The 24,133-nt window shown below is 64.4% G+C and carries 26 protein-coding genes, 1 tRNA gene and 1 other RNA gene; 14 read left to right on the top strand and 14 right to left on the bottom strand.

From position 1 onward, the window contains the following. Positions 1-97 precede the first annotated feature (97 nt). The 6 genes from aguB to rpsD form a co-directional block, all read right to left on the bottom strand. Positions 98-946 (bottom strand): N-carbamoylputrescine amidase, encoded by an 849-nt coding sequence (gene aguB, locus A8G00_RS18370; protein WP_103001351.1) that lies wholly within the window; start codon positions 944-946, stop codon positions 98-100. Between the two features lie 10 nt (positions 947-956). Further along, positions 957-1,301: a DUF3147 family protein gene (locus A8G00_RS18365; protein WP_082718815.1), complete on the bottom strand. Its 345-nt coding sequence runs from the start codon at positions 1,299-1,301 to the stop codon at positions 957-959. 9 nt (positions 1,302-1,310) lie between these two features. Next, positions 1,311-2,294, bottom strand: coding sequence for an agmatine deiminase family protein (locus A8G00_RS18360; protein ID WP_103001350.1), 984 nt, complete (start codon positions 2,292-2,294; stop codon positions 1,311-1,313). A 139-nt stretch (positions 2,295-2,433) separates the two neighbouring features. Further along, positions 2,434-2,940 carry a GNAT family N-acetyltransferase gene (locus A8G00_RS18355; protein WP_103001349.1) on the bottom strand — a complete coding sequence of 169 codons (507 nt, stop codon included), beginning with the start codon at positions 2,938-2,940 and terminating at the stop codon, positions 2,434-2,436. A gap of 346 nt (positions 2,941-3,286) precedes the next feature. Next, complete coding sequence (locus A8G00_RS18350; protein ID WP_103001348.1) at positions 3,287-4,933, bottom strand: M28 family metallopeptidase; 1,647 nt, start codon at positions 4,931-4,933, stop codon at positions 3,287-3,289. Between the two features lie 135 nt (positions 4,934-5,068). After that, a complete protein-coding gene (gene rpsD, locus A8G00_RS18345; RefSeq protein ID WP_103001347.1) occupies positions 5,069-5,683 on the bottom strand; it encodes a 30S ribosomal protein S4 in 615 nt (204 codons plus the stop codon). A gap of 181 nt (positions 5,684-5,864) precedes the next feature. On the opposite strand from rpsD, the gene A8G00_RS18340 reads away from it, so the two are divergent. Next, positions 5,865-6,161, top strand: a complete 297-nt coding sequence (locus A8G00_RS18340; protein ID WP_103001346.1) for a chorismate mutase — start codon at positions 5,865-5,867, stop codon at positions 6,159-6,161. A gap of 42 nt (positions 6,162-6,203) precedes the next feature. On the opposite strand, the gene A8G00_RS18335 is transcribed toward A8G00_RS18340, so the two are convergent. From A8G00_RS18335 to rpiB, 4 genes are all read right to left on the bottom strand, one after another. Beyond that, positions 6,204-7,259, bottom strand: coding sequence for a TrmJ/YjtD family RNA methyltransferase (locus tag A8G00_RS18335; protein ID WP_103001345.1), 1,056 nt, complete (start codon positions 7,257-7,259; stop codon positions 6,204-6,206). A gap of 81 nt (positions 7,260-7,340) precedes the next feature. Then, positions 7,341-7,802, bottom strand: a complete 462-nt coding sequence (gene nrdR, locus A8G00_RS18330; RefSeq protein ID WP_013040447.1) for a transcriptional regulator NrdR — start codon at positions 7,800-7,802, stop codon at positions 7,341-7,343. 6 nt (positions 7,803-7,808) lie between these two features. After that, positions 7,809-9,128 (bottom strand): serine hydroxymethyltransferase, encoded by a 1,320-nt coding sequence (gene glyA, locus A8G00_RS18325; protein ID WP_103001344.1) that lies wholly within the window; start codon positions 9,126-9,128, stop codon positions 7,809-7,811. Between the two features lie 12 nt (positions 9,129-9,140). Continuing rightward, the gene (gene rpiB, locus A8G00_RS18320; protein ID WP_025549838.1) at positions 9,141-9,578 is read right to left on the bottom strand and encodes a ribose 5-phosphate isomerase B; all 438 of its coding nucleotides are present in this window, start codon (positions 9,576-9,578) and stop codon (positions 9,141-9,143) included. Positions 9,579-9,680: 102 nt separating this feature from the next. Here rpiB and A8G00_RS18315 point away from each other — a divergent pair, with 102 nt between their 5' ends. Next, the gene (locus A8G00_RS18315) at positions 9,681-9,875 is read left to right on the top strand and encodes a hypothetical protein (RefSeq protein WP_103001356.1); all 195 of its coding nucleotides are present in this window, start codon (positions 9,681-9,683) and stop codon (positions 9,873-9,875) included. Here the strand turns inward: A8G00_RS18315 and A8G00_RS18310 are convergent. Next, entirely contained in the window at positions 9,872-10,957 is a 1,086-nt protein-coding gene (locus A8G00_RS18310; protein ID WP_025549836.1) for an HPP family protein, read from the bottom strand. The two genes, A8G00_RS18315 and A8G00_RS18310, sit on opposite strands and share 4 nt — an antisense overlap. Before the next feature lie 162 nt (positions 10,958-11,119). Continuing rightward, positions 11,120-11,776, bottom strand: a complete 657-nt coding sequence (locus A8G00_RS18305; RefSeq protein WP_013040443.1) for an alpha/beta hydrolase — start codon at positions 11,774-11,776, stop codon at positions 11,120-11,122. A 147-nt stretch (positions 11,777-11,923) separates the two neighbouring features. On the opposite strand from A8G00_RS18305, the gene A8G00_RS18300 reads away from it, so the two are divergent. From A8G00_RS18300 to A8G00_RS18245, 12 genes are all read left to right on the top strand, one after another. Next, positions 11,924-12,970: a cysteine desulfurase family protein gene (locus A8G00_RS18300; protein WP_103001343.1), complete on the top strand. Its 1,047-nt coding sequence runs from the start codon at positions 11,924-11,926 to the stop codon at positions 12,968-12,970. Beyond that, positions 12,967-14,055 (top strand): cysteine desulfurase family protein, encoded by a 1,089-nt coding sequence (locus tag A8G00_RS18295; RefSeq protein WP_253258032.1) that lies wholly within the window; start codon positions 12,967-12,969, stop codon positions 14,053-14,055. Before A8G00_RS18300 ends, A8G00_RS18295 begins: the two co-directional genes overlap by 4 nt. A gap of 69 nt (positions 14,056-14,124) precedes the next feature. After that, positions 14,125-14,460, top strand: coding sequence for a 2Fe-2S iron-sulfur cluster-binding protein (locus A8G00_RS18290; RefSeq protein ID WP_025549833.1), 336 nt, complete (start codon positions 14,125-14,127; stop codon positions 14,458-14,460). Between the two features lie 17 nt (positions 14,461-14,477). Further along, a complete protein-coding gene (gene blaSGM / locus A8G00_RS18285) occupies positions 14,478-15,392 on the top strand; it encodes an SGM family class A beta-lactamase (protein WP_103001355.1) in 915 nt (304 codons plus the stop codon). 89 nt (positions 15,393-15,481) lie between these two features. After that, positions 15,482-15,579: signal recognition particle sRNA small type (gene ffs, locus A8G00_RS18280), an RNA gene on the top strand. Between the two features lie 114 nt (positions 15,580-15,693). Further along, the gene (locus tag A8G00_RS18275) at positions 15,694-17,304 is read left to right on the top strand and encodes a DNA polymerase III subunit gamma/tau (protein ID WP_103001341.1); all 1,611 of its coding nucleotides are present in this window, start codon (positions 15,694-15,696) and stop codon (positions 17,302-17,304) included. Then, a complete protein-coding gene (locus A8G00_RS18270) occupies positions 17,301-17,624 on the top strand; it encodes a YbaB/EbfC family nucleoid-associated protein (RefSeq protein ID WP_025549830.1) in 324 nt (107 codons plus the stop codon). The genes A8G00_RS18275 and A8G00_RS18270 overlap by 4 nt, the downstream gene beginning before the upstream one ends. Before the next feature lie 130 nt (positions 17,625-17,754). After that, the gene (gene lon, locus A8G00_RS18265) at positions 17,755-20,151 is read left to right on the top strand and encodes an endopeptidase La (protein WP_103001340.1); all 2,397 of its coding nucleotides are present in this window, start codon (positions 17,755-17,757) and stop codon (positions 20,149-20,151) included. A gap of 176 nt (positions 20,152-20,327) precedes the next feature. Further along, positions 20,328-20,600 carry an HU family DNA-binding protein gene (locus A8G00_RS18260; RefSeq protein WP_007688799.1) on the top strand — a complete coding sequence of 91 codons (273 nt, stop codon included), beginning with the start codon at positions 20,328-20,330 and terminating at the stop codon, positions 20,598-20,600. 287 nt (positions 20,601-20,887) lie between these two features. Beyond that, a tRNA-His gene (locus tag A8G00_RS18255) sits at positions 20,888-20,964 on the top strand. 158 nt (positions 20,965-21,122) lie between these two features. Beyond that, on the top strand, positions 21,123-21,494 hold the full coding sequence (hisI, locus tag A8G00_RS18250; RefSeq protein WP_044662087.1) for a phosphoribosyl-AMP cyclohydrolase: 372 nt from the start codon (positions 21,123-21,125) through the stop codon (positions 21,492-21,494). Next, entirely contained in the window at positions 21,481-22,014 is a 534-nt protein-coding gene (locus tag A8G00_RS18245) for a hypothetical protein (protein ID WP_103001339.1), read from the top strand. Before hisI ends, A8G00_RS18245 begins: the two co-directional genes overlap by 14 nt. A 56-nt stretch (positions 22,015-22,070) precedes the next feature. On the opposite strand, the gene A8G00_RS18240 is transcribed toward A8G00_RS18245, so the two are convergent. Together A8G00_RS18240 and A8G00_RS18235 are read right to left on the bottom strand one after the other, a co-directional pair. Next, positions 22,071-23,267, bottom strand: a complete 1,197-nt coding sequence (locus A8G00_RS18240; protein WP_103001338.1) for an MFS transporter — start codon at positions 23,265-23,267, stop codon at positions 22,071-22,073. A gap of 116 nt (positions 23,268-23,383) precedes the next feature. Beyond that, a complete protein-coding gene (locus A8G00_RS18235; RefSeq protein WP_172451906.1) occupies positions 23,384-24,061 on the bottom strand; it encodes a L,D-transpeptidase family protein in 678 nt (225 codons plus the stop codon). Positions 24,062-24,133: the final 72 nt, after the last annotated feature.

Raw genomic sequence — 24,133 nt, 5'->3', positions numbered from 1 at the left:
CGTTTTCCAAGCAGATGGAATCATCTGCTGACTCGGAAAACGCGACAAAACAAAAACTTAGAGCAGTCGAGCCGATGCAATCGGATCGGAATCTGCTCTAGATGTCCTGCGCGATCCGTGCATAAAGCTCCGGCCGCCGGTCGCGGAAGAAGCCCATGCCCGCCCGGTGCATCCTCGCCTGATCCAAATCCAGCGTCGCCACCAGCGCGCCATTGTCCTTGCCGTCGGCCTCAGCGGCGAAATCGCCCCACTCATCGGTGATGAAGCTGTGGCCGTAGAATTTCTGGCCGTCCTCCTCGCCGATGCGGTTGGCGGCGATCACGGGCATGCAGTTGCTGACGGCATGGCCGATCATCGCCCGGCGCCACATGCGGCTGGTGTCGAGGTCCGCGTCATAGGGCTCGGACCCGATGGCGGTCGGATAGAAGAGCATCTCCGCGCCCATCAGCGCCATCACCCGCGCCGTTTCCGGATACCATTGGTCCCAGCATATGCCGACGCCGATGGTGCCATATTTCGTCTTCCACACCTTGAACCCGCTATTGCCGGGGCGGAAATAATATTTCTCCTCATATCCCGGCCCATCGGGAATGTGGCTCTTGCGATAGACGCCCATGATCTCGCCCTCATCGTCGATCATGGCGAGCGAGTTGTAATGATGATGGCCGTCGCGCTCGAAGAAGCTGGTCGGGATATAGACGCCCTCGGCCTTCGCCACCTTGCGCATTTCCTGCACGGCGGGATGCTCGTCCAGGGGCAGGGCGTTGGCAAAGAGCTCCTCCTCCTCGACCTTGCAGAAATAGGGGCCCTCGAACAGCTCGGGCGGCAGGACGATCTTCGCGCCGCGCGCCGTCGCCTTCACCACATGGCCGGCGACCATTTCGATATTGTCCGCCCGATCGTCGGAAAAGGCGAGCTGGAGCGCGGCGACGGTAACTTTGGTCATCGATAACACCCTAAAGACGAATGCCCATGCGGGCGGCAATGGCGACGGTGACGAGATAGAGCAGGATCGTGACCGCGCAACCCGCGATCAGCGCCGGCGCGAAGGAAACCCCACGGCGCAACAATATGGGGATCAGCAGGAACATGGGCAGGGAGGGGATGACATAATAGAATGTCGCCTCCGCATGGCGCGCCATGTTCTCCGCATCCGGCCTGTCGTTCCACAGCCAGATCATTCCCAGCACCGAGATCAGCGGCAATGACGCGATCAGCGCGCCCAGCCCCGGATACCGCCGCGACACCACCGACACGATGGCGATGATGATCCCGGAGATCAGCGCCCGCAACGCCAGCATCGCGCTCATTCAGGCGGACGGCATCTGCTGGCTGCAACAATGGAAGCTGCCGCCGCCAGACAGGATCGCGTCGCTGCGCAGCCCGACGATCTCCCGGCCGGGGAAGAAGGGCTTGAGCGCATCCAGAGCCGCCTGATCATTGGGCTGGCCATAGACGGGCACGATGACGGCGGCATTCCCGATGGCGAAATTCATGTAGCTCGCCGGAATGACCTCTCCATCCACGACCACGCGGCCGGGGGAGGGGATGGACGCGACCTCGACCCCGAACGCCCTGGCCCGCTCCCGCGCGTCGGCATAGACGGCCGTGTTGGGATCATCGTCCGTGCTCGCCTCCGGCAGCGCCAGAACGCCCGGCGCCACGAAGCGGGCCAGATTGTCGACATGCCCGTCCGTATGATCGTTGAGCAGGCCATTGCCCAGCCACAACATGTCCGAAAGCCCCAGCGATCCCGCCAGCAATGTTTCGATCTTCCCCCGGTCCAGTTCGGGGTTGCGATTGGGATTGAGCAGGCATTGTTCCGTCGTCACGAACAGGCCGGTGCCGTCGGTGTCGACCGCTCCCCCTTCGAACACCCAGTTCTGGGTCGATGTCGGCAGTCCCGTCGTCGCCGCCAGCCGCGCGCCTATGTCCTCGTCGCCCGGCATCCGATATTTGCCGCCCCAGCCGTTGAAGCCGAAATCCACCAGCGCCCTTTCCCTGCCCCGCATCACCGCGATCGGCGCCGTATCGCGCAGCCAGACATCGCCCAGCTTCTGCACGACGATGGTGACTCCCGGCGCAACCAGCGCCCGGGCGACGTCCGCATCGCCCTTGCTGGCGCAGACCAGCCGCACCTCCTCGCCCTTGCCGCCGGCATGCAGCGCGCTCGCGAACTGCGCGATCTGCCGCCGCGCATCTTCGAACGCGCCGGGCCACTCCTCGGCAGCGGTCGGAAAGCCGATCCATGTCCACTCGTGCGGCGCCCATTCGGCGGGCATACGGAAAGTCATGGGCTTGGCTCCTGATCGAGGGGTGTCCTCAGCGCCCTCTACAGGATCGGGTTGCGCATTCCAGAGGCATTATGACGGTTGACCGATTTGGGTGGGTGGCGGAATGACCGGTTCTGCCTATAACGCAGAGATACAGTCATTAAAGAATGCGCAGCAGTGTTTCCCTGCTGTCTGGATCGAGCGTTCTCCGCTGCCGTTCCATCACTTCCCGCAGGCCCACACCGATCCGGTCTGCGCGCATAGTCTTGAACCCGTGCCTTCGAAACCACGGCCCGTTCCAAGCCGGCTGCCTAAACGTGGTGAGCGATACCGCGGGGGCTCGCAATGTGACTGCGTGCTTGATGACCGATGACAGAAGCGCCGATCCGATGCCGCGTCCGGATGCATCGGCCGCGATGGATATATTGTCCAGATAAAGAAGGCCGTCGAGGGGCCTCGATGCTGCAAAGCCGATGGGACTTGGGTCGTCTAGCCCTATCGCCACCGCCACATGACAGGCTTTGAACCTGTCCGTAGTAAGCGGAGGAGCATCAGCGATGTGAGACAATGCCGGGATGGAGCGATAACGCTCGCGTGCCTGTGCTGATATGAATTGCAAGCGATCCAAATCGCTATCCCGCGCAGCACGTAGCTCGAAACTCCGCATCTAGCCTCCTCATTGCAATCCGATCACGGTCGTGTCTGATCGAATGACAGCTTTCGAGCAAGCCGGTCTCAGGCGGCTACGGCGTAAAATGGTCGCCTCCCCCAAGACGATCGAACGGGACACCTCACGCAGTGCGTGTCCAATCGGCAACAGGTGATTCCAAAAACATCCTATTTCTTGATGAAGGCAATTCAGGTCTGTCCTATTCCGCGCCGCCCGGCCTATCTCCGCACCGCTCTTTGAAACGTCCTGCCAATCGCTTCGCCACGCCTACGCGCGCGCAGGCACGCGCGCGCATATGGTGTGAACTTCGGCGCAGGATTTTGCCCGAAATGGCGGAAATCCGTCATTTCGTCGCCCGGCTCCTGTCGCGGATCGCCCGGAACTCGTCGCCCGGCATCCAATTGGGCCAGTCGGTCGTGTTCGCCAGCGCCCGCCCTACATCATAATAGAGCTTCAGGTCCGCCTTCACTCCACTCCAGTCCCATTTGGGATCATATTCATCCTTGGGGCCGTGATAGCGATGCTCTTCATAGTCCTTGGCCGCCTTTGCGCCCGCGGCGGGCCCGCCCTTCACCAGATCCTGCCCCCCTTCGAAATAGAGCATCGGCACGCCATGCTTGGCGAAGCTGAAATGGTCTGAGCGGTAGTAAAAGCCTTTCTCCGGGGTCGGCTCCAGGCTGGCGACCCGCTTCTGCGCCGCCAGCGCGCGGTCGAGATAGGCGTCAAGCTGCGACTTGCCCTTGCCGATCACCACGACATTCTTCGCAGGGCCCGCCATGCTGAGTGCGTCCATGTTGACGCCGCCCACGGTCCGGCTGAGCGGAAAGACGGGATGGTTGCCATAATAGGCCGATCCCAGCAGGCCCGATTCCTCCGCCGTCACCGCGAGAAAGACCTGGCTGCGATCCGTCGCCCCAGCTTTCACATTCGCCTCCGCCAGCGCGACCAGCGCCGCCGTTCCCGTGGCATTGTCGATCGCGCCGTTGCAGATGTCGTCGCCGTCTGGGGCCGCCTCGCAATGGCCCAGATGGTCCCAATGCGCGGCATAGAGCACATATTCGTCAGGCCGCCTCGTGCCGGGAAGGAGGGCGACGACATTTTTCGAACTATGCTTGCGAATGGCGTTGTCGAAGGAGACGCTGGCCTTCACGCCCTTCAGCGGGACCGCCTTGAACCCGCGCTTCTTCGCCGCCGCCGTCAGCGCGTCGAGATTGAGGCCCGCACTTGCCACCAGCGCCGCGGCCTTGTCCTTCTGCATCCAGCCGATGGCCGCCGACTGGTCCGCATTACCATTGGCGCTGTCCGCGACATGTTGCGCGCCGGTCCAGCTCGACTGCACGACGTTCCAGCCATAGGCGGCCGGCACCGTGTCGTGCACGATGATCGCCGCCGCCGCGCCCTGCCGCGCCGCTTCCTCGAACTTGTAGGTCCAGCGGCCATAATAGGTCATTGCCCGCCCATTGAACGGGCCGCGGAGCGTGGGCGTCTGGTAATCCGGATCGTTCACCAGGATGAGGACCGTCTTGCCCTTCACATCGACGCCGTCATAGTCGTTCCACTTTTTCTCCGGCGCGTGGATGCCATAGCCGACAAAGACGACCGGACTGTCCTTCACCTCGATATGCGGCTGGCCGGTGCGGTAGGTGGCGATCACCATCTCAGGGCCGTAACTGGCCGAAACCGCCGTCTTGCCGCCGGTGAAGCGGAGCGGCGACACATTCTTCGCGTCGATCTCGACCAGCGGCACGTCCTGGAACCAGCTTCCCTTGTTACCGGGCTTCAGCCCCAGCGCCTCGAAACGCTGCACCAGATAGGCAAGGGTTTTCTCCTCCCCCGCCGTTCCGGGCGCGCGTCCTTCATAGGCGTCCGAGGAAATCTCCTTCACGACCTCCTTCATCGTATCGATCGAAGGACCGCCGTCGGTCGAAGCGGCGATCGCCGCGCTCCCGCTGGCAAGGGCGATGAGAGAGGTCAGGAAAAGCACGCGCATGGCAAGGCCTTTGAAAAGACTGCGAATGCTCCGTTGATGCCAGTTGGCCGGGCGTCAAACAAGCCGAGCGGACAAACAAAAAAGGCGGCCCCGAAGGACCGCCTTCCTGAATGTCTCGCCGGAAGCGAAACCGGATCAGCGGGAATAGAATTCGACGACCAGATTGGGTTCCATCTTCACCGGATAGGGCACTTCGTCCAGCGTCGGCACGCGGACATAGGTGACCTTGGCAGCGCCGTCCGCGACGACATAGTCGGGAATGTCGCGTTCGGGCAGGCCCTGAGCCTCCAGGACGAGCGCCATTTCCTGCGCCTTCTTGCCCAGCGTGATCTCATCGCCCGGCTTCACCAGACGCGACGCGATGTTGCACTTCACGCCGTTCACATAGATGTGGCCATGCGACACGAGCTGACGGGCCGACCAGATGGTCGGAGCGAATTTGGCGCGATAGACGACGGCGTCAAGGCGGCGCTCCAGCAGGCCGATCAGGATCTGGCCGGTGTCGCCCTTCAGACGGGCGGCTTCGATATAGGCCTTCTTGAACTGCTTTTCGGTGACGTCGCCATAATAGCCCTTCAGCTTCTGCTTGGCGCGGAGCTGAATGCCATAGTCGGACATCTTGCCCTTGCGGCGCTGGCCATGCTGGCCGGGGCCATATTCACGCTTGTTGACCGGGCTCTTCGGGCGGCCCCAGATGTTCTCGCCCATGCGGCGGTCGAGTTTGTACTTGGCGCTTGAACGCTTCGACATGATATATTCCTAAGACAATTGCTTATAACGTTGTCCCCGGTATCGCCTGCGATCCATATTTCAGGGCAGGGCCACCGCTTCACCGGGATGCGGAGCCAATCGCGAAGCGGCGCCTATGACGAAGGGCGGGGGGCATGTCAACCCTCGACAGGCCGGTGTTCCCGGCTTAGGTGAGCGGGCCATGAACCCCGAAAGCTACACGACCATGGCTGAAGTCCGCGCAGGCGTGGACGAACTCGACCGCCAGCTTGTCGCCCTTCTCGCCCAGCGTTTCGCCCATATGCGCGCCGCCGCCCGCATCAAGCCGGAGCGTGGCGCGGTCCGTGACGAAACGCGCAAGGCGGAAGTCATTGCAAATGCACGCGCCGAAGCGGAACGGCTGGGCCTGCCCGGGGAGGCGATCGCGAAGCTCTGGGACCAGTTGGTCGAAGCCTCGATCGCGTATGAGATGACAGAGTTCGATCGACTTAACGCTTGATGTGAACTGCGCCTGCCTTGGCAGGAACGGGTTGCCCAGCCTTCAGCGCGACCGTGGATTGCCCAATGCGGACAACACTCCGCGCAAAGTCCGCACCTCCAGATGGTTCCAGCCCGGCTTGGTCAGCAGGTTCCGCAAGGTCCGCTTGGTTGCGGGCGCACGGTCCGGCGGGAAGAAATAGCCTGCGCCTTCCAGCAGATTCTCGAACTGCGCGATCATTCCTTCCAGTTCCGACTGCGGCGCCGGTTCGCCCAGATCGACCACCGTCGGCTGCTCCAGGGAGGCCTGCTTCGACCATTCATAGGCGCACAGGATCACCGCTTGCGCCAGATTGAGCGATCCGAATTCCGGATTGATCGGCACCGTCAGGATTTTCCGCGCCAGCGCCACATCCTCTGTCTCCAGTCCCGACCGCTCAGGCCCGAACACATAGGCGGAGCGACCGGCAGCAGCGTGGACCTCCCGCGCCGCCTCTTCGGGCGTCACCACCGGCTTGGTCACGCCGCGCTTGCGCACGGTCGTCGCATAGACATGCGCGCAATCGGCCACGGCGTCGGCCAGCGATTCGAACACTTCCGCCTTGTCCAGCACCACATCGGCGCCGGCCGCAGACGGCCCGGCATCTGGATTGGGCCAGCCGTCGCGGGGCGACACCAGCCGCATCTGGGTCAGGCCGAAATTCAGCATGGCCCGCGCCGCCTTGCCGATATTCTCGCCCAATTGCGGGCGGACGAGGACGATAACGGGGGTGAGGGGCGTAATTTTTTCCATGTTACCGTTCGTCCTGAGTAGGGGCTGAGCTTGTCGAAGCCCCGTATCGAAGGACTTGCGCGCGAGCAGACTGATCATGTCCCAGTCGCCAGCGATCAGCGCTTCCTTTTTCTTCCGCGACCAGCCCTTGACCCGCTGCTCAGCGGACAGTGCTTCTTCGCGAGTTCCGAAATCCTGTTGCCAGACCAGAGACACTGGCCGTCGGTTTTGCGTATATCCTGCAATTTCGCCAGCTTGATGCTGAGCGATGCGGCTTTCCAGATTATCCGTGTGCCCCAGATAATAGCTGCCGTCCGAACAGCGCAGCATATAGGCGTGGAATGTCATGGCAAGGTCCTTCGATACGCCATTTCGACAGGCTCAATGGCTACTCAGGACGAACGGAGGTTGAGGGAGGCATGAGAGCCCTCAATCACTCCCGACCTCCTTCACCGTGGAGGCGAAATCCTCGAAATCCCGAGCATCGGTGAAATCCTTGTACACGCTGGCGAAGCGGATATAGGCAACGCTGTCGAGGCGTTTCAGGCCCTCCATCACCATTTCCCCAATCGCCCGCGCTGGAACTTCGCCGTCGCCTGACGTCTCCAACTGCCGCTGGATGCCGGAGATCAGCTTCTCCAGCCGACTGGGATCGATCGGCCGCTTCCGGCAGGCGATGCCGATGGAGCGCGCCAGCTTGTCCCGGTCGAAGGCTTCCTTGCGCCCCTCGCTCTTCACCACCCAGATGTCGCGGAGCTGTATCCGTTCGAAGGTGGTGAAGCGCGCGCCGCAGGCTTCGCACTGACGCCGGCGGCGGATGGCTGCGCCATCCTCCGTCGGGCGGCTGTCCTTCACCTGGCTGTCGTCATGGGCGCAGAAGGGGCAACGCAAGGGCGCTTACCCTTCGTAGATCGGGAAACGGGCGCAGAGGACGGAGACGCGGTCGCGCACATTGGCTTCCACGGCTGCGTCGCCATGCTCGCCATGATCGCGCAGCCCCTCCAGAACATCCGCGATCATGTCGCCAATGGCCTCGAACTCCGCAACGCCGAACCCGCGCGTCGTTCCCGCAGGGGAACCAACCCGAATACCGCTGGTCTTGGTCGGCGGCAGCGGATCGCCCGGCACGCCATTCTTGTTGCAGGTGATGAAGCTGCGTTCCAGCGCCTCGTCCGCATCCTTGCCCGAAATGCCGTAGGGGCGCAGGTCGATCAGGGCGAGATGCGTGTCGGTGCCGCCGGAAACCACCGCAAGGCCGCGCTGCTCCAGCTTCGAAGCCAGCGCCTTTGCATTGGTGACGATCGCCTGCGCATAAGTCCTGAATTCAGGACGCAGCGCCTCGCCGAAGGCAACCGCCTTCGCCGCGATCACATGCATCAGCGGCCCGCCCTGAAGGCCGGGGAACACCGCCGAATTGATCTTCTTCGCAATGGCCTCGTCATCGGTCAGGATCATGCCGCCACGCGGACCGCGCAAGGTCTTGTGCGTGGTGGTGGTCACGACATGGGCATGGCCAAAGGGCGTCGGATGCGCTCCGCCAGCCACCAGCCCGGCAAAATGCGCCATGTCCACCATCAGCAGCGCGCCGACCTTGTCCGCGATCGCGCGGAAGCGGGCGAAGTCGAGGTGGCGGGGATAGGCCGAACCGCCCGCGATGATCAGCGTGGGCTTTGCTTCGATCGCCTGCGCCTCCAGCGCGTCATAATCGATGAGGTGCGTATCCTCGCGCACGCCATATTGCACGGCATTATACCATTTGCCCGACAGCGCGGGCTTCGCGCCATGGGTCAGGTGACCGCCGGCGTCGAGCGACAGGCCCATGATGGTGTCGCCCGGCTTGGTCAGCGCCAGCATCACCGCGCCGTTCGCCTGCGCGCCCGAATGGGGCTGCACATTGACGAAGCCGCAGTTGAAGATTTCCTTCGCGCGGTCGATGGCCAGCTGCTCGACCTCGTCCGACGGGGCGCAGCCCTGATAATAGCGCTTGCCGGGATAGCCTTCGGCATATTTGTTGGTGAAGACCGAACCCTGCGCCTCCAGCACCGCCCTGGATACGATATTTTCCGAAGCGATCAGCTCGATCTGGTTCTGCTCGCGCTTCAATTCCCTGGTGACGCCCGCAAACACCGCCGGATCGGCATCGGCCAGGCTGCGCGTGAAATAGCCTTCGGAGCGGATGTCCGACAGGTCGGGCTGGGTGAGGGTAGCGGTGCTCATAGGGCAGGCTCCTTAAAGCGCGGGATGGGAGAGCTTTTCAACGCGGCCGGCATGGCGGCCACCGCCGAAATCGGTGGAAAGGAAGGCGGAGACGCAGGCCTTGGCCATGTCGACGCCGGTCAGGCGCGCGCCCATGGCGAGGACATTGGCATCATTATGCTCGCGGCTGAGCGCGGCCGACAACGGTTCCGACACCAGAGCGCAGCGGCAGGCGGGGTTGCGGTTCACGGCGATGGAAATGCCGATGCCCGATCCGCAGAGCGCAATGCCGCGTTCGGCGGCGCCGGACGCCACCGCCTTCGCCAGCTTGTAACCGAAATCGGGATAATCCACGCGGTCTGCAGTCGCTGGACCCAGATCGTCGACCTCATGCCCTTCGCCGCGCAGCCAGTCGGCAAGTTCCGCCTTCAGATCGACGGCGGCGTGGTCGGAAGCGATGGCGATTTTCACGATAAGGTTGTCCACTCACGCAAAAGGTGATTCGTTCCCGCGCCTCATAGGGGCAGCGCCGCGATATTGCCACAGTCCACCGGCCGACCTATGGCCTGCTTCATGGCTGGCACGATTTTATCCATATTGATGCTCGCAGGCATGGCGCTGACCGGCGGCGGCGCCTACGCCATCGTGAAGAAGGGCGACCGCAAACGGGGCACGCTGATGATCCTCGCCGGACTGGTGATGTTCGGCAATGTCGCCATCTCCGCGATTCCCGGGCCGGACCTGCCGGTGCCGGAAAACGCCCGCTAGGCCCGAAAGGCCATCGCCGTCAGCAGGTCGGTCTGTGTAACTAGTCCGCATAGCCGCCGATCATCATCGACCACGATCGCCTCGCGCCGGGCACCGCTGGTCAATGGCCGCAGCAGAGCCGCCACCGGCGTGTCCGCATGCACGATATAGGGCTCGGACGCGATGTCCTGCACCCGCCCGCCCTCTCTCGCCAGATCCAGCGGGCCCACCACGCCTTGAACACGGCCGGCATCGTCCAGCACGGGAAGCGACAGCAGCCGCCGATCGTGCAGCAATTGCCGCGCCGCGGCCACCGGCTGGCCCGCCCGCACGGTGACGACATCGCGCGACATGATCTCGCCGCACGTCAGCCTGCCATGCGCCCGCTCGGCCGCCCGCATTTCCGCATCGTGCAGCACCGCCTGCAAGTCGGCCGCATTCACGTCCAGCCTGTCGCCATAGGCGTTCAGCGCTTCCTCCACGTCCTGTTCGGACGGCGTGCGCAGGATCGGCGCGGGGTCGCTGGTGCCATGGGTGGTCGCCGCCTTGGCCGCGACATGGGGATAGCTGTGCCCGGCCAGCCGGTGGAAGAGGATTGCGACGGTCACGAGCAGCGCCGTGTTCACGCCGACAGGCACGATCGCGAACATATAGCTCGGCGCCCCATGCGTCGCGCCCAATACGGCGGAGAGGGCGACGGCGCCTCCGGGCGGGTGGAGGCAGCGCAGCACCGACATGGCGCCGATCGCGCAGCCTACCGCCAGCGCGGCGGCGATGGTGGGATCGGGGATCAGCCGGACCACCATGACTCCGACCAGTGCCGATATGATATTGCCGCCCAATACCGGCCAGGGCTGGGCCAGTGGACTGGCGGGCACGGCAAAAAGCAGCACCGCCGATGCGCCCATGGGTGCGACCAGCAGTGGATGGGCGATCCCGTTTCCCAGCATCAGTCCGCAGAGCAGCCCCGTAACGGCGATGCCGCCAATGGCGCCGCTCGCCGCCTTCAGCCGGTCCAGGAAGCCGGGACCGGCGGGAGCGGGGACGAAGGCGCTGTAATAGCGGCTCCAGATCAGGCGGACGTCGTTCTTCGGATCGGTCATGGGGCGCTGCCGCTAAAGCCCGCATGCCGACGGGCCAAGCGCAAAATTCCTCAGCCGCCTCAACCGCAGCTTCCATTCCCTTGCGGGAGGACCATGTACGATGGGCCAAAAAGAAAAGGGGCCGCCGCAGCAGCCCCTCCACCTCGAACAGCGGCAATCGCCTTATCGGATCGGAGAATCCGGCGACAGGCGCATGTCGAGATAATTGTCGACCGACTTCATGAGCTGGTCCAGTTCATGCTCGAAAAAATGGTTCGCGCCACGGATTTCGTCATGGTGGATGGTGATGCCCTTCTGCGTGCGCAGCTTGTCCACCAGCTTCTGCACGGCGCTTGCCGTCACGACCTCGTCCGCCGTCCCCTGCACGATGATGCCGGAGGAGGGGCAGGGCGCCAGGAAGGAGAAGTCATACATGTTCGCCGGCGGCGCTACCGAGATGAAGCCCCGGATTTCCGGACGGCGCATCAAAAGCTGCATGCCGATCCACGCACCGAAGGAGAAGCCGGCGATCCAGGTCGTCTGCGCCTCCGGATGGAAGCTCTGCACCCAGTCGAGCGCGGCGGCGGCATCCGACAGTTCGCCAATGCCGTTGTCGAACGTGCCCTGGCTGCGCCCGACGCCCCGGAAGTTGAAGCGCAAGGTGGCGAAGCCGCGCCGCACGAAGGTCTTGTAGAGCGCCTGGGTGATGCGGTCGTTCATGGTGCCGCCGCCCTGCGGGTGCGGATGCAGGATCATCGCGACGGGCGCGCGGGGGCGGGGCGGCGGGCTGAAGCGGCCTTCGAGGCGACCTTCGGGTCCGGGGAAAATAACGTCGGGCATGGCACCTGTTATGGTTCTGGGCGGCCCAACCCGAAACCGGGCGAGCCGCGAATGGAGAGGGCGCAGCAGCCAGTGCTGGCGCTGCGCGACAGACCGCCTATATAGAAGTCGCCACCATTTCCGCAATCAATGAGTCTTCCCAAATCCGTGGCTTCCGACCGTCTCTATCTGGATCACGCCGCCACCACGCCGATCCTGCCCCAGGCAAGGGCAGCGATGGTCGAGGCGATGGAGAACTGGTCCAACCCGTCCAGCCCCCATGGCGACGGCCGCGCCGCCCGCGCCCTGCTGGAGGATACCCGGCGGCGCATCGGCGCGGCGTTGGGATGGGGCGGACAGATCATCTTCACCTCCGGCGCGAGCGAAGCCATCGCCATCGCGCTGGGCCGCGCCAGCTTTGACCGCATCCTGACCTCTCCCGTCGAACATGATTCGGTCCTGCGCGTCACGCCCCAGGCCGAGCGGCTTCAGGTGGACGCAAATGGCCTTCTCCTTGGTCCTTCCCGCCGTTGCGAGGAGGAGGGGCATGAGACCATCCTTGCCATCCAGCATGTCAACAACGAAACCGGGGTCATCCAGCCTCTCGACGCGATAGACCGCAAGGGCGCCGTTCTTTTCGCGGACTGCGCCCAGAGTGCAGGCAAACTCCCCCTCCCGGATGCCGACATGATCGCGATCAGCGCGCATAAATTCGGCGGTCCTCCGGGCACGGGCGCGCTTCTGATCAAGGATCTTGCGCTGATCCGCCCGAGCGGCGGCCAGGAGCAGGGCTATCGCCCCGGCACCGAAAACCTGCCCGCCATCCTCGCCATGGCGGCGGCGCTCGACGCGCGCACGGACTGGCTTTCCAAAGCCGCGATCCTTCGCGCGCGGCTCGACGCCGCCATCGAAGCGGCCGGCGGAGAGATCGTCGCCCGCAATGCCCCGCGCATCCCAACCATCGCCAGCTATCGCATGCCCGGCCTTTCCGCCCGCGCCCAGCTTATCCAGTTCGACCTCGCCGGCATTTCCGTTTCGGCCGGCAGTGCCTGTTCTTCGGGTTCGCTCAAGACCAGCCATGTCCTCCATGCCATGGGCTGGGACGATGCGCGGGCGGGCGAAGTCGTCCGGGTCAGCTTCGGCCCGGATACGAGCGAGAAGGATCTGGATCGCTTCGCCGCGGCCTGGACCCGGATGGCGGGGCGGGCCCGGTGACGATCTATCTCGATTATCAGGCGACGACGCCTCTTGCGCCCGAAGCCTTCGATGCGATGGTCCCCCTGCTCCGCGACCAGTTCGCCAATCCGCACAGCGCCCACAGGCTGGGCCGCGCCGCCACCGCGCAGGTCGATCTTGCCCGCGCGGAAATCCTGAAGCTGCTGCCCGATGGCGGCCGCCTGATCTTCACCTCCGGCGCGACCGAGGCGCTCAACATGGCGATCCAGGGCGCTCCGCCGGGCGGCATCGTCACCATCGCCACAGAGCATGCCGCTGTCCTCGACACGGTCGACGCGCTGCGCCGGGCGGGTCGGGACGTCACGATCCTGCCAGTCGGTCCCGACGGGATCGTCGATCTTGAAGAAGCCGCCAGGGCGATCCGTCCCGGCACGGCGCTCGTCGCGGCCATGCTGGTCAATAACGAGATCGGCGTCATCCAGCCTGTTGCAGAGCTGGCCGACCTTGCGCACAGCGCAGGCGCGCTGTTCCTCTGCGACGCCGTGCAGGGCTATGGCCGCGTGCCCATCGCGCCCCGCTGCGACATGATCGCGATCAGCGCCCACAAGATCCATGGGCCGAAAGGCATCGGGGCGCTCTGGCTGCGCGAGGACGTGACTCTCACGCCGATCATCCACGGCGGCGGCCAGGAGGGCGGCCTGCGTTCGGGCACCCTTTCGCCGGCCCTGTGCGCGGGTTTCGGGGCCGCCGCCCGGCTGATGCGCGAACGCGCGGAAAGCGACCGCCTGCATGTGGAAGCGCTCTGGAGCGCCGCCCATGGCCTCTTCTCCCAATGGACAGTCAACGGCAGCGAGGATTTGCGCTATCATGGCAATCTGAACCTCCGAAGGGCAGGAGTCGACGGCGCGCGGTTGTTGTCGGAATGCCGCGATGTCGCTTTTTCGCTCGGCAGCGCTTGCGCAAGTGGGTCCGGGCGGCCTAGCCATGTGCTGCGCGCACTCGGCCTTTCAGACGCGGAGGCGCGCGGATCGGTGCGGATCGGCTTCGGCCGGTACACGACACTGGCCGAATTGGGGGATGCGGCGGAGGCAATGAACAGGGCAGCCCAAATATGGGCGCCATGAAGCGTCGTGCGAAAGAGCGGAAAACCGTTTTTCGCATCACGCGGCAACAGAGAGCGGGGAACGCATATCATGACCAGGGTCGTCTTCATCAGCGCCGATGGAGAGCATAAGCAGGAGGTCGAAGCGCCGACAGGCGCCGTGTTGCTGGAGGTCGCGCAGGCAGCGGGCCAGCCGCTCGAGGGAACCTGCGAGGGGCAGATGGCCTGCTCCACCTGCCATGTCATCGTCGATGCCGCCGACTTCCCGAAGCTGAAGCGGGCGAGCGAAGATGAGGAGGACATGCTGGACCTTGCCGCCGCCGCGACCCGAACCAGCCGCCTGTCCTGCCAGATCGTGCTGGACGAAAAGCTGGACAGCCTGACGGTCCGCATTCCGGGCGAATCCTATAATATGCAGGGAATGTAGGCTTGTCGAAGCGCCTGATGCTTGCGGCCCTGCTGCTCGCCGCGCCGGCTTTCGCGCAGCAGGAGGCGCCGCGACCTTCGCTCCTGCCGCCAGCGCCCCGCTACATGGTGAGCGAATCCGCTTTGGCATCCGTGCGCAATCCCAAGGAGATAGAGAGCGCGACCGGCGGCCGGCTGGGCGTCGCGCTGGTCGACAGCAAGGGCGCTTTGATGCTGGGCTTCAACCGGGACGAGCGCTTCGCCATGTGTTCGACCTTCAAGGCCCCGCTCGCCGCAGCCGTGCTGACCGGGGCGGAAGGCGGCAAGTTCGGGTTGGAGGGGCAGATCAGCTTCACCAGGTCCGATCTCCTGGACTATGCCCCGGTCGTCAGGAAGAATGCGAAGCGCGGCCGCATGTCGATGGAGGAACTGGCGGCGGCAGCCGTGGAGGTCAGCGACAACAGCGCCGCCAACCTGCTGCTGCCGATGGTCGGCGGGCCGGAGGGCCTGACCCGCTTCATCCGCGCCCATGGCGACATGGTGACGCGGCTCGACCGCAATGAGCCCTCGCTCAACGAGAATGTCGAGGGCGACGAGCGCGACACCACCAGCCCTGCCGCCATGGCCGGCCTGATGGGCCGCCTGATCTTCCGCGACCTCGCGCCGGAAAGCGCCGAAAAGCTGCGCGGCTGGCTCAATGCCAGCACAACCGGCGCCAACCGGATCAAGGCGGGCCTGCCCAAGGGCTGGACATCGGGCAGCAAGACCGGAAGCTGCGGCACCGCCTATAATGACGTGGCGCTGGTAAAGGCCCCGTCGGGCGAGGAATATATCCTCGCCATCTATCTCGACCGCCCGACCATCGACGCCAGGGCCGCCGAAGCCGCCATAGCCGAAACCGCCCGCGCGGCGCTGGATTTCGTCGGGAAGGCGCAGAAGACGGGGCTGGAATAAAGCCGCGACCTTGCAGGGAATACGGCGCTCTTCTGGCGATCCCTTTCCTTGGCCCCTTGCCATAACCGCCACCTTTCGCCATATGCCGCGCCGGGAGTCGGGCGGACGTAGTCGTCGCGAACCTGGTCAGGTCCTGACGGAAGCAGCCACAGTGATTTCGCTGCGGGTCGTTCCGGCTCCCACCTCCAAACAGCATCCGTTCGGACCGGGCCTGACGGCGTCCACTTCTTCTTTCGATGTTGGAACGATGAAGGCTGCCCTTCGGGTCGCCAAGCCCCGTACGAACGGCTAGAAGATTCGCATGTCCGATTCCCCCCAGCCCTATCGCGTGCTCGCGCGCAAATATCGCCCGCGCAATTTCCGGGAACTGATCGGGCAGGACGCGATGGTCCAGACGCTGGGCAATGCGATCCGCCGGGGACGCCTGGCCCATGCCTTCCTGATGACCGGCGTGCGCGGCGTGGGGAAAACCTCCACCGCGCGCCTCATCGCCAAGGCGCTGAACTGCATCGGTCCGGACGGGCAGGGCGGTCCCACCATCGATCCCTGCGGCGTCTGCGAACCCTGCATGGCCATTGCCGAGGGACGCCATATCGACGTGGTCGAAATGGACGCCGCCAGCCATACCGGCGTCGACGATGTGCGGGAAATCATAGAGGCGGTGCGCTACGCCGCCGTTTCGGCCCGCTACAAGATCTATATCATCGACGAAGTTCACATGCTGTCCAAGAACGCCTTCAACGCGCTTCTGAAGACGCTGGAGGAGCCGCCGGCGCATGTGAAATTCCTCTTCGCCACGACGGAAGTGAACAAGGTGCCGGTGACGGTGCTGTCGCGCTGCCAGCGCTTCGACCTGCGCCGCATCCCCGCCGAACTGCTCGCCGCCCATTTCGCCCATGTGGTGGAGGCGGAATCGGTCGCCGCCGAACCCGATGCGCTGGCGCTGATCGCCCAGGCGGCCGAGGGTTCGGCCCGCGACGGCCTGTCCATCCTGGACCAGGCCATAGCGCATGCGGAAATGGGCGAAGGCGCCCCGCTCGTCACCGCCGTGCAGGTTCGCGACATGCTGGGCCTCTCCGACAGGGGCGCCACACGCCGCCTGCTGGGCCTGCTGCTCGAAGGCGACACCGGCGCGCTGCTTGGCGCGGTGCGCGATCAATATGCGCTTGGCGTGGAGCCGCTCTCGCTGATGCGCGGCCTGTTGGAACTGGTCCATGCGGTGACGCTGGTGAAGGCGGGCCGCGACATCGCCAATCCCGGCCAGTCGGCGGAGGAGCGCGAGGCTCTGGCGGATTGGGCCTCGCAACTCGGCTTCGCGCCGCTGCACCGGCTATGGCAATTGCTGCTGAAGGGCCATGAAGAGGTTGCCAGCGCGGCATTGCCGATCGAAAGCTGCGAAATGGCGCTGCTGCGCGTGATGCACGCCGCGACCATGCCCGACCCCGGCGAGATCGCCCGCCTGCTGCGCGAAGGCGCGCCTGCAGCCGCCGCTCCGGGGCAGGCGCCCGCCGCCATACCCTCCGGATCACCCGCCGCGAAACTTCCGGCCAGCTTCGAAGAGCTGATCGAAGCCTTCTGGCAGCGCGGCAAGGGGCAACTTGCGCAGGAAATGCATGATTGCATCGGCCTTGTCCGCTATGCCGCGCCGGAACTGGACTATGCCCCGACGTCTTCCCTGTCGTCCGATTTCCTTGCCCGCCTGAACCCGGCGCTGCGCGAGGTGACCGGCACGGCCTGGCGCGTCAGCGCCGTCGACGGTCCTGCTGCGCCGACCCTGCTGGAACAGGAAATGCGCAAGGCGGCGGATGCCCGTGCGGAAATCATGGAAACCCCGGTGGTCAAGGCGGCGTTGGCTGCTTTCCCCGATGCCGAGCTTGGCGACGAGCTCGAACAATGGAGTGCAGAGCGATGAAGGATCTGAACGAAATATTGGGCATGGCGAGCCGCGTGCAGGAGGAACTGCAACGCGCTCAGGAAAATCTCGACAAGCTGGAGGTGGAGGGCAGCGCAGGCGGCGGACTGGTCAAGGTCCGCGCCTCGGCCAAGGGGCGCATATTGGGCGTCGCCATCGACGACAGCCTGCTCGCCGTGTCGGAAAAGCAGATGCTGGAGGACCTTATCACCGCCGCGTTCAACGATGCGCGCAAGAAGGCGGATGAAGTGTCCAGCGCCGAAATGGGCAAGATGACCGCCGGCCTGCCGCTGCCGCCCGGCTTCAAGCTGCCTTTCTGATCGTGAGCGTGCCGGGGATCAGCCTTTATTCATCATTGCGATCCCATAACGCATGATTGAACCATGCGGCGACCATCCCCATAAAGGCGATGAACCGCATGACTGGGTGGAATGTCACCCCGGAGAGTGAATGACTACGCAATATCCCCTGCTTCCTCTGCGCGACATCGTCGTCTTCCCGCAGATGATCGTGCCGCTGTTCGTGGGCCGCGACAAGAGCGTGGCCGCGCTCGAATCGGCGATGGAAGGCGACAAGGAAATCTTCCTCGTGTCGCAACTCGACCCGGCGGAGGATGATCCGGGCCAGGATTCGCTCTACGACACCGGCGTCATCGCCGTGGTGCTGCAATTGCTGAAGCTGCCCGACGGCACCGTTCGCGTGCTGGTGGAGGGCAAGCAGCGCGCCCGGCTGGACGGCATCGGACAGGCCGACGGCCATATGGTCGCGGATGTGACGGCGGTCGAGGAAATCGACGCCGAAGGGCCGGAGGCCGCCGCGCTGATGCGTTCGGTGGCGGAGCAGTTCGAAAATTACGCCAAGCTCAACAAGAAGCTGCCGGCGGAAACCCCCGTGCAGTTGCGCGAGATCGAGGATGCGGGGCGTCTGGCCGATGCCGTCGCCGCCAACATCAACGTCAAGGTCGCCGACAAGCAGTCGCTGCTGGTTGAGGCCGATCCGGTCAAGCGCCTCGAAATGGTCTTCGCCTTCATGGAGGGCGAATTGGGCGTGCTCCAGGTGGAGAAGAAGATTCGCGGCCGCGTGAAGCGGCAGATGGAGAAGACCCAGCGCGAATATTATCTCAATGAGCAGTTGAAGGCGATCCAGCGCGAACTGGGCAATGGCGATGGCGAAGAAGGCGACGAACTCGCTGAACTCACCGAGAAGATCGCCAAGGCCAAGCTGAGCAAGGAAGCCCGCGCCAAGGCGACGGCGGAGCTGAAGAAGCTCAAGGGCATGCAGCCCATGTCCGCCGAAGCCACGGTGGTGCGCAACTATCTCGACGTGCTGCTGGGCCTGCCCTGGGGCAAGAAGGGCAAGGTCAAGACTGACCTCAAAAAGGCGCAGGCGATCCTCGATGAGGATCATTTCGCGCTGGAGAAGGTCAAGGACCGGATCATCGAATATCTCGCGGTGCAGGCGCGCACCAACAAGCTGAAGGGCCCCATCCTGTGCCTCGTCGGCCCTCCGGGCGTCGGCAAGACCTCGCTCGGCCGTTCGATCGCCAAGGCGACCGGGCGGGAGTTCGTGCGCCAGTCGCTGGGCGGCGTGCGCGACGAAGCGGAAATCCGGGGGCACCGCCGCACCTATATCGGCTCCTTGCCGGGCAAGATCTTGACCAACCTCAAGAAGGCCGGGACGATGAACCCGCTCTTCCTGCTGGACGAAATCGACAAGCTGGGACAGGATTTTCGCGGCGACCCCGCCTCCGCGCTGCTGGAGGTGCTGGACCCCGAACAGAACAGCAAGTTCCAGGATCATTATCTGGAGATCGACGTCGACCTTTCAGACGTCATGTTCGTGACCACCGCCAACTCCCTGAATTTGCCGCAGCCTTTGCTCGACCGCATGGAGATCATCCGGCTCGAAGGCTATACGGAGGATGAAAAGGTCGAGATCGCCCAGCGGCATCTGCTGCCCAAGCAGATCGACGCCCACGGCCTGAAGGAAGGCGAACTCGACGTCACGGAGGAGGCGGTTCGCGATCTGATCCGCTACTACACCCGCGAAGCCGGCGTCCGCACGCTGGAGCGCGAAGTGGCGCGCCTCGCCCGCAAGGCGCTGCGCAAGATCCTCGAAGGCGCCTATGACAAGGTGACGATCACGCCGGACAATCTGGCCGACTATGCCGGCGTGCGTAAATTCCGCCACGGCGTGGGTGAGGAAGAGCATCAGATCGGCGCGGTGACGGGCTTGGCGTGGACCGAGGTGGGCGGCGAACTGCTGACCATCGAAGCGGTGACCGTGCCCGGCAAGGGCGCGATCAAGACCACCGGCAAGCTGGGCGAGGTCATGAACGAGTCGGTCCAGGCCGCCTTCTCCTATGTGAAGGCGCGCTCGCCCGGCTATGGGATCAAGCCCAGCATTTTCACCCGCAAGGATATCCACATCCACCTTCCCGAAGGCGCGGTGCCGAAGGATGGCCCCTCGGCAGGCATCGGCATGGTGACGACCATCGTGTCGACCCTGACCGGCATTCCGGTGCACAAGGATGTGGCGATGACCGGTGAAGTCACGCTGCGGGGCCGCGTCCTTCCTATCGGCGGCCTCAAGGAAAAGCTGCTCGCAGCGCTGCGGGGCGGCATCAAGACGGTGTTGATCCCCGCGGAAAACGAGAAGGATCTGGCGGAGATTCCGGCCAATATCAAGGAAGGGCTGGAGATCGTTCCCGTGTCCCATGTCGATGAGGTGCTGGCCCGCGCACTGATGAGCAAGCCGGAAGCGATCGCGTGGACCGAGGAGGATGACCTTGCCGCCCAGCCGAACCCGGCGCAGGGGCGGGACGGGGAAGCGTCCATTCGTCACTAAGCTGACTAAGGAAAGCGGCGTCGCACGGCTATTCAGCAAGCTTTTACCATAAAATCTTGCTTGACCGGCCGCCGACGCCGCTTTCTCTTTGACAAGGCCCGAAAGCTGGGCCTTATTGCGCCGCCTACGCCGCGATTCCTAAACTATCCAAACAGCTAGAAGGGGGTTCCCAAGGCATGAACAAGCAGGATCTTATCAGCGCAGTCGCTGAAAGCAGCGGCCTTTCCAAGAGCGACGCCAGCAAGGCCGTTGAGGGTGTTTTCGACGCCATCACCGGAGCCCTGAAGAAGGGGGATGAAGTTCGTCTGGTCGGTTTCGGCACTTTCTCCGTTTCGCAGCGCAAGGCCTCGACCGGCCGCAACCCGCGCACGGGCGAGACGATGACGATCAAGGCTTCGGCCCAGCCCAAGTTCAAGGCCGGCAAGGGCCTGAAGGACTCGGTCAACTAAGGATTTTCAAGGGGCGCTCCCCGGCGGAGCGCCTCGGTCCGTTTTCGAGCCGGCATCGCGGTTGGCGTAATTTTTATCGGAGAGAGACTGCCGGATTTGAGCGCGGCAGCAGGGAGCGGGGCTCTCATGCGCGCTGATCTTCCAAGGCATGAAAAGGGGTGGGGGCATCACGCTTCTCACCCCTTTTCTTTTTATTTCGGCATTGCGGCTTTTTCCGCATCAGGCCGCTTGACGGCGCGGGAAGGGCCGCATATGTGGCCCTTCTCTCAAGGGGCACAGCCCCTGTGGCGATCGTAGCTCAGTTGGTTAGAGCGCCGGTTTGTGGTACCGGAGGTCGCGGGTTCGGATCCCGTCGATCGCCCCATTTTCCTTCTTCGATGGATGAATTTGCGTGAGGGGCGCCGGGTCGCCTTCGTCCCTGGTTCACGCTCAGCCAGTCGAAACTGCTCTCCTTCTTTCCCGCGACGGCTCTTCATCATTCAGGGCTTCGCATGAGGGCCACCGCCCTCTATAGCCGCCTTCATGGACGAAGCACGTGACCGGGGCCTGACCCTCAATCCCAAATATGACAAGGACGGCCTGATCACGGCCGTCGTGACCGATGTGGACAGCGGGGAACTACTGATGGTCGCGCATATGAATGCGGAGGCGCTTCAGCTTACCCGCGATACCGGCCTTGCGCATTTCTGGTCGCGCAGCCGCCAGTCGCTCTGGAAGAAGGGCGAGACGTCCGGCCATATGTTGCAGGTGCGCGATCTTCGCATCGATTGCGATCAGGACGCTGTCTGGGTGAAGGCTCTACCCGCCGGTCCCACCTGTCACACCGGCGCGCGCTCCTGCTTCTTCCGCCGCATCGGCCCGGAAGGCCTGACAGCTGTCGATGCGGCCGACTAGCCTTGCCGCATTGCTGTTGCTCGCGGCGTGCCAGCGTGAGGCAGCGCCCACGCAGGGGCCGCGCGAAACCGGCATGCAGACCAGTTCCGGCCTCGAACGCGCAGCGATCGAAACCGGCGTGATCGCTGATGCGGCCAAGGTGCCTGCCATCGGCCTCTACCAGCGCAATCACGAAGCCGGTCGCGATGCGCTTTGCGTGATCCCGGCCAAAAACGGCGACTATCGCTTCGGCCTGGAGGCGACCTTCGGGGAGGATCAGAGCTGTGCGGGCAGGGGCTCCGCGCGGCCAGCGGGCGACAAGCTGATCCTCAGCTTCTCCCATAGCGATCATTGCATCGTGGTGGCCCAATATGACGGCGATCAACTATCGCTGCCGGGCGTTGTCGACATGAATTGCGCGAATGTCTGCAAGGGAAGGGGCTCCCTCGAAGGCGTCAGCTTCCCCCGCGTGGCGAGCGACGCCGCATCGGCTTTCCAGGCCCGCGACAGTGGTGGCGGGCTGCTATGCGAGTCGGACTAGACGCTTCGGACCCTGTCATGCTCCGGCGAACGGCGGAACGCGGGATGTTGAAGGACTTACTCGCAGGCTACCGCCGCCAAGCGCAAGGACCTTTGGCGCAGGTTCAAGGCCAGCAGGAAGACCGCCAAGCCACCCAAGGCCAATCCCGCGCCGATCCACCCGGTCGATGTCAGGCCGTAGCCGGCCGAGATCGCGAGCCCGCCAAGCCATGGTCCCAGGGCATTGGCGACATTGAAGGCACCGTTATGCGCCGCCGCCGCCAGCGTCTGCGCATCGCCCGCCACGTCCATCAGCCGGGTCTGCAACACGCTACCCAGGCCCCCGCCGCAGCCGATCAGGAAGATCACCAGCGACAGGCTCCAGATATTGCCAGCCATCAGCGGGAACAACGCCAGCGACGCCGCGCTCCACAGCAGCACGCCGATAGCGGTCCGATTCGGCGCCCGATCCGCCGCGGATGCCGCAACCAGATTGCCGATCGTCAGGCCTATGCCGAAGATCGCCAGCACCACCGGCACCAACTCCTCCGACACATGGGTCACGGAAATCATCGTCGAGGCGACATAGGTGTAAACCGCGAACAGGCCGCCGAAGCCGATAGCGCCGGTCAGCAGCGTCAGCAGCACCTGCGGTTCGCGCAACGCGCCCAGTTCGCGCATCGGGCTGGCTTCCGGATCGCCGGCGTCGCGCGGCGCATAGATCGCCACCAGCGTCACCGTGATCACCGCCAGCAACGCCACGATGCCAAAGCCCCAGCGCCACCCCAGCGCCTGCCCCGTCCAGTTCGCCACCGGCACGCCGACGACGGTGGCGACCGTCAGGCCCGTCATCACCTGCGCCACCGCCAGCGCGCGCCGGTCATTCGGCACCAGGGACGCCGCCACCAGCGCCGCGACGCCGAAATAGGCGCCATGGGGCAGACCGCTCAGGAAGCGGAACAACAGCATGGTCGTATAGTCGGGCGACAGGGCGCTGAGCCCATTGCCTATCGCGAACCATGCCATCAGCCCGATCAGCAGCTTCCGCCGGGGCAGCCGCGCGCCCAGCACGGCGATCAGCGGTGCGCCGACCACAACGCCCAGCGCATAGGCGCTGATGGCATGGCCCGCCATGGGTTCGCTGATACGCAGATCGCCCGCGAAAAAGGGCAGCAGGCTCATCGCCGCGAATTCGGTCGTGCCGATGGCGAAGGCGCCCATGGAGAGCGCGAGAATGACGAGAGCGGGGTGAACCGCGCGGCTGGCCTGCGCCATCGGTTGCTCCATGTTGCGATGCGATAGGAATGCCGTCCGCACATGATAGAGTTGCGGATTGAAATCAAGTTATGTTCACATGACTTTATTGCAATTACGCCAATAAGTTGCGCAACTCACATGGCCTGTCGGGCATGGCTGGTGTCCAGCATCCTGCCATTGGTGATGACGACTAGGTCGCCCACTTTGGTCACGCCGAACAGCTTTCTCGCGAACGGCTTTGGCACGCCGATGCAGCCATGGGTGGCATTGCCCCAATGGACGTCGCTGCCGTGGATCGCCACGCCGTCGCTGGTCAGGCGCAGCGTGTAGGGCATGGGCGCGTTGTTGTAGGTCCGCGAATAATGATCGGCGTCCTTTTCCGTGATCGGGAACGCGCCAAGCGGACTGGGCTTGTCGTCCGCGCCATAGAGGATGACCGCCGATCCGATCTCATAACCGGCGCGGAATACCGACAATGTCTGCGCCTTGAGGTCAACCGTGATGATGACCCGTCCGGTCGCCGGCGCGCCGCTTTCGTCCCAGACATAATCGCCATGGCGGAAGGGGCCTTCGATGGGGAGCACCCGCCTGACCATCAGGGCGTGCGGATCGACCGCGAGGGGCTGGGCGCGGGTGCGCTCGACCGGCGGGGATGACCTGGCCGGCTCCGGCGCTTCACTCCTTTGAGCGCTTGTCCTGCCCTGCGGAGGGAGATCGCGCCCGCGGCCGAACGACAGGCCCAGCAACAGCATCACCGCCGCCGCACCGCCGCCGATCGCCAGCTTCACCCGCGTCGAAACCCGTCCCGCCATGAACCGTCCGTTACCCCAGATCGTCGTCATCCGCGCGGGAGCGGGGATGACGACCCGTAGCAGCCAAAGCCT

Source organism: Sphingobium sp. SA916 (assembly GCF_002894065.1).
Lineage (GTDB): Bacteria > Pseudomonadota > Alphaproteobacteria > Sphingomonadales > Sphingomonadaceae > Sphingobium > Sphingobium fuliginis.
The sequence above is the reverse complement of the archived record's forward strand: the minus strand, read 5'-3'. Positions and strand labels throughout refer to the sequence as shown.

Bases quoted from the DNA above. Each gene is read 5' to 3' on its own strand.
- aguB (WP_103001351.1), bottom strand. From the start codon at position 946: ATGACCAAAGTTACCGTCGCCGCGCTCCAGCTCGCCTTTTCCGACGAT.
- A8G00_RS18365 (WP_082718815.1), bottom strand. From the start codon at position 1,301: ATGCTGGCGTTGCGGGCGCTGATCTCCGGGATCATCATCGCCATCGTG.
- A8G00_RS18360 (WP_103001350.1), bottom strand. From the start codon at position 2,294: ATGACTTTCCGTATGCCCGCCGAATGGGCGCCGCACGAGTGGACATGG.
- A8G00_RS18355 (WP_103001349.1), bottom strand. From the start codon at position 2,940: ATGCGGAGTTTCGAGCTACGTGCTGCGCGGGATAGCGATTTGGATCGC.
- A8G00_RS18350 (WP_103001348.1), bottom strand. From the start codon at position 4,933: ATGCGCGTGCTTTTCCTGACCTCTCTCATCGCCCTTGCCAGCGGGAGC.
- rpsD (WP_103001347.1), bottom strand. From the start codon at position 5,683: ATGTCGAAGCGTTCAAGCGCCAAGTACAAACTCGACCGCCGCATGGGC.
- A8G00_RS18340 (WP_103001346.1), top strand. From the start codon at position 5,865: ATGAACCCCGAAAGCTACACGACCATGGCTGAAGTCCGCGCAGGCGTG.
- A8G00_RS18335 (WP_103001345.1), bottom strand. From the start codon at position 7,259: ATGACATTCCACGCCTATATGCTGCGCTGTTCGGACGGCAGCTATTAT.
- glyA (WP_103001344.1), bottom strand. From the start codon at position 9,128: ATGAGCACCGCTACCCTCACCCAGCCCGACCTGTCGGACATCCGCTCC.
- A8G00_RS18315 (WP_103001356.1), top strand. From the start codon at position 9,681: ATGGCTGGCACGATTTTATCCATATTGATGCTCGCAGGCATGGCGCTG.
- A8G00_RS18310 (WP_025549836.1), bottom strand. From the start codon at position 10,957: ATGACCGATCCGAAGAACGACGTCCGCCTGATCTGGAGCCGCTATTAC.
- A8G00_RS18305 (WP_013040443.1), bottom strand. From the start codon at position 11,776: ATGCCCGACGTTATTTTCCCCGGACCCGAAGGTCGCCTCGAAGGCCGC.
- A8G00_RS18290 (WP_025549833.1), top strand. From the start codon at position 14,125: ATGACCAGGGTCGTCTTCATCAGCGCCGATGGAGAGCATAAGCAGGAG.
- blaSGM (WP_103001355.1), top strand. From the start codon at position 14,478: ATGCTTGCGGCCCTGCTGCTCGCCGCGCCGGCTTTCGCGCAGCAGGAG.
- A8G00_RS18275 (WP_103001341.1), top strand. From the start codon at position 15,694: ATGTCCGATTCCCCCCAGCCCTATCGCGTGCTCGCGCGCAAATATCGC.
- A8G00_RS18270 (WP_025549830.1), top strand. From the start codon at position 17,301: ATGAAGGATCTGAACGAAATATTGGGCATGGCGAGCCGCGTGCAGGAG.
- lon (WP_103001340.1), top strand. From the start codon at position 17,755: ATGACTACGCAATATCCCCTGCTTCCTCTGCGCGACATCGTCGTCTTC.
- A8G00_RS18260 (WP_007688799.1), top strand. From the start codon at position 20,328: ATGAACAAGCAGGATCTTATCAGCGCAGTCGCTGAAAGCAGCGGCCTT.
- hisI (WP_044662087.1), top strand. From the start codon at position 21,123: ATGGACGAAGCACGTGACCGGGGCCTGACCCTCAATCCCAAATATGAC.
- A8G00_RS18245 (WP_103001339.1), top strand. From the start codon at position 21,481: ATGCGGCCGACTAGCCTTGCCGCATTGCTGTTGCTCGCGGCGTGCCAG.
- A8G00_RS18240 (WP_103001338.1), bottom strand. From the start codon at position 23,267: ATGGCGCAGGCCAGCCGCGCGGTTCACCCCGCTCTCGTCATTCTCGCG.
- A8G00_RS18235 (WP_172451906.1), bottom strand. From the start codon at position 24,061: ATGGCGGGACGGGTTTCGACGCGGGTGAAGCTGGCGATCGGCGGCGGT.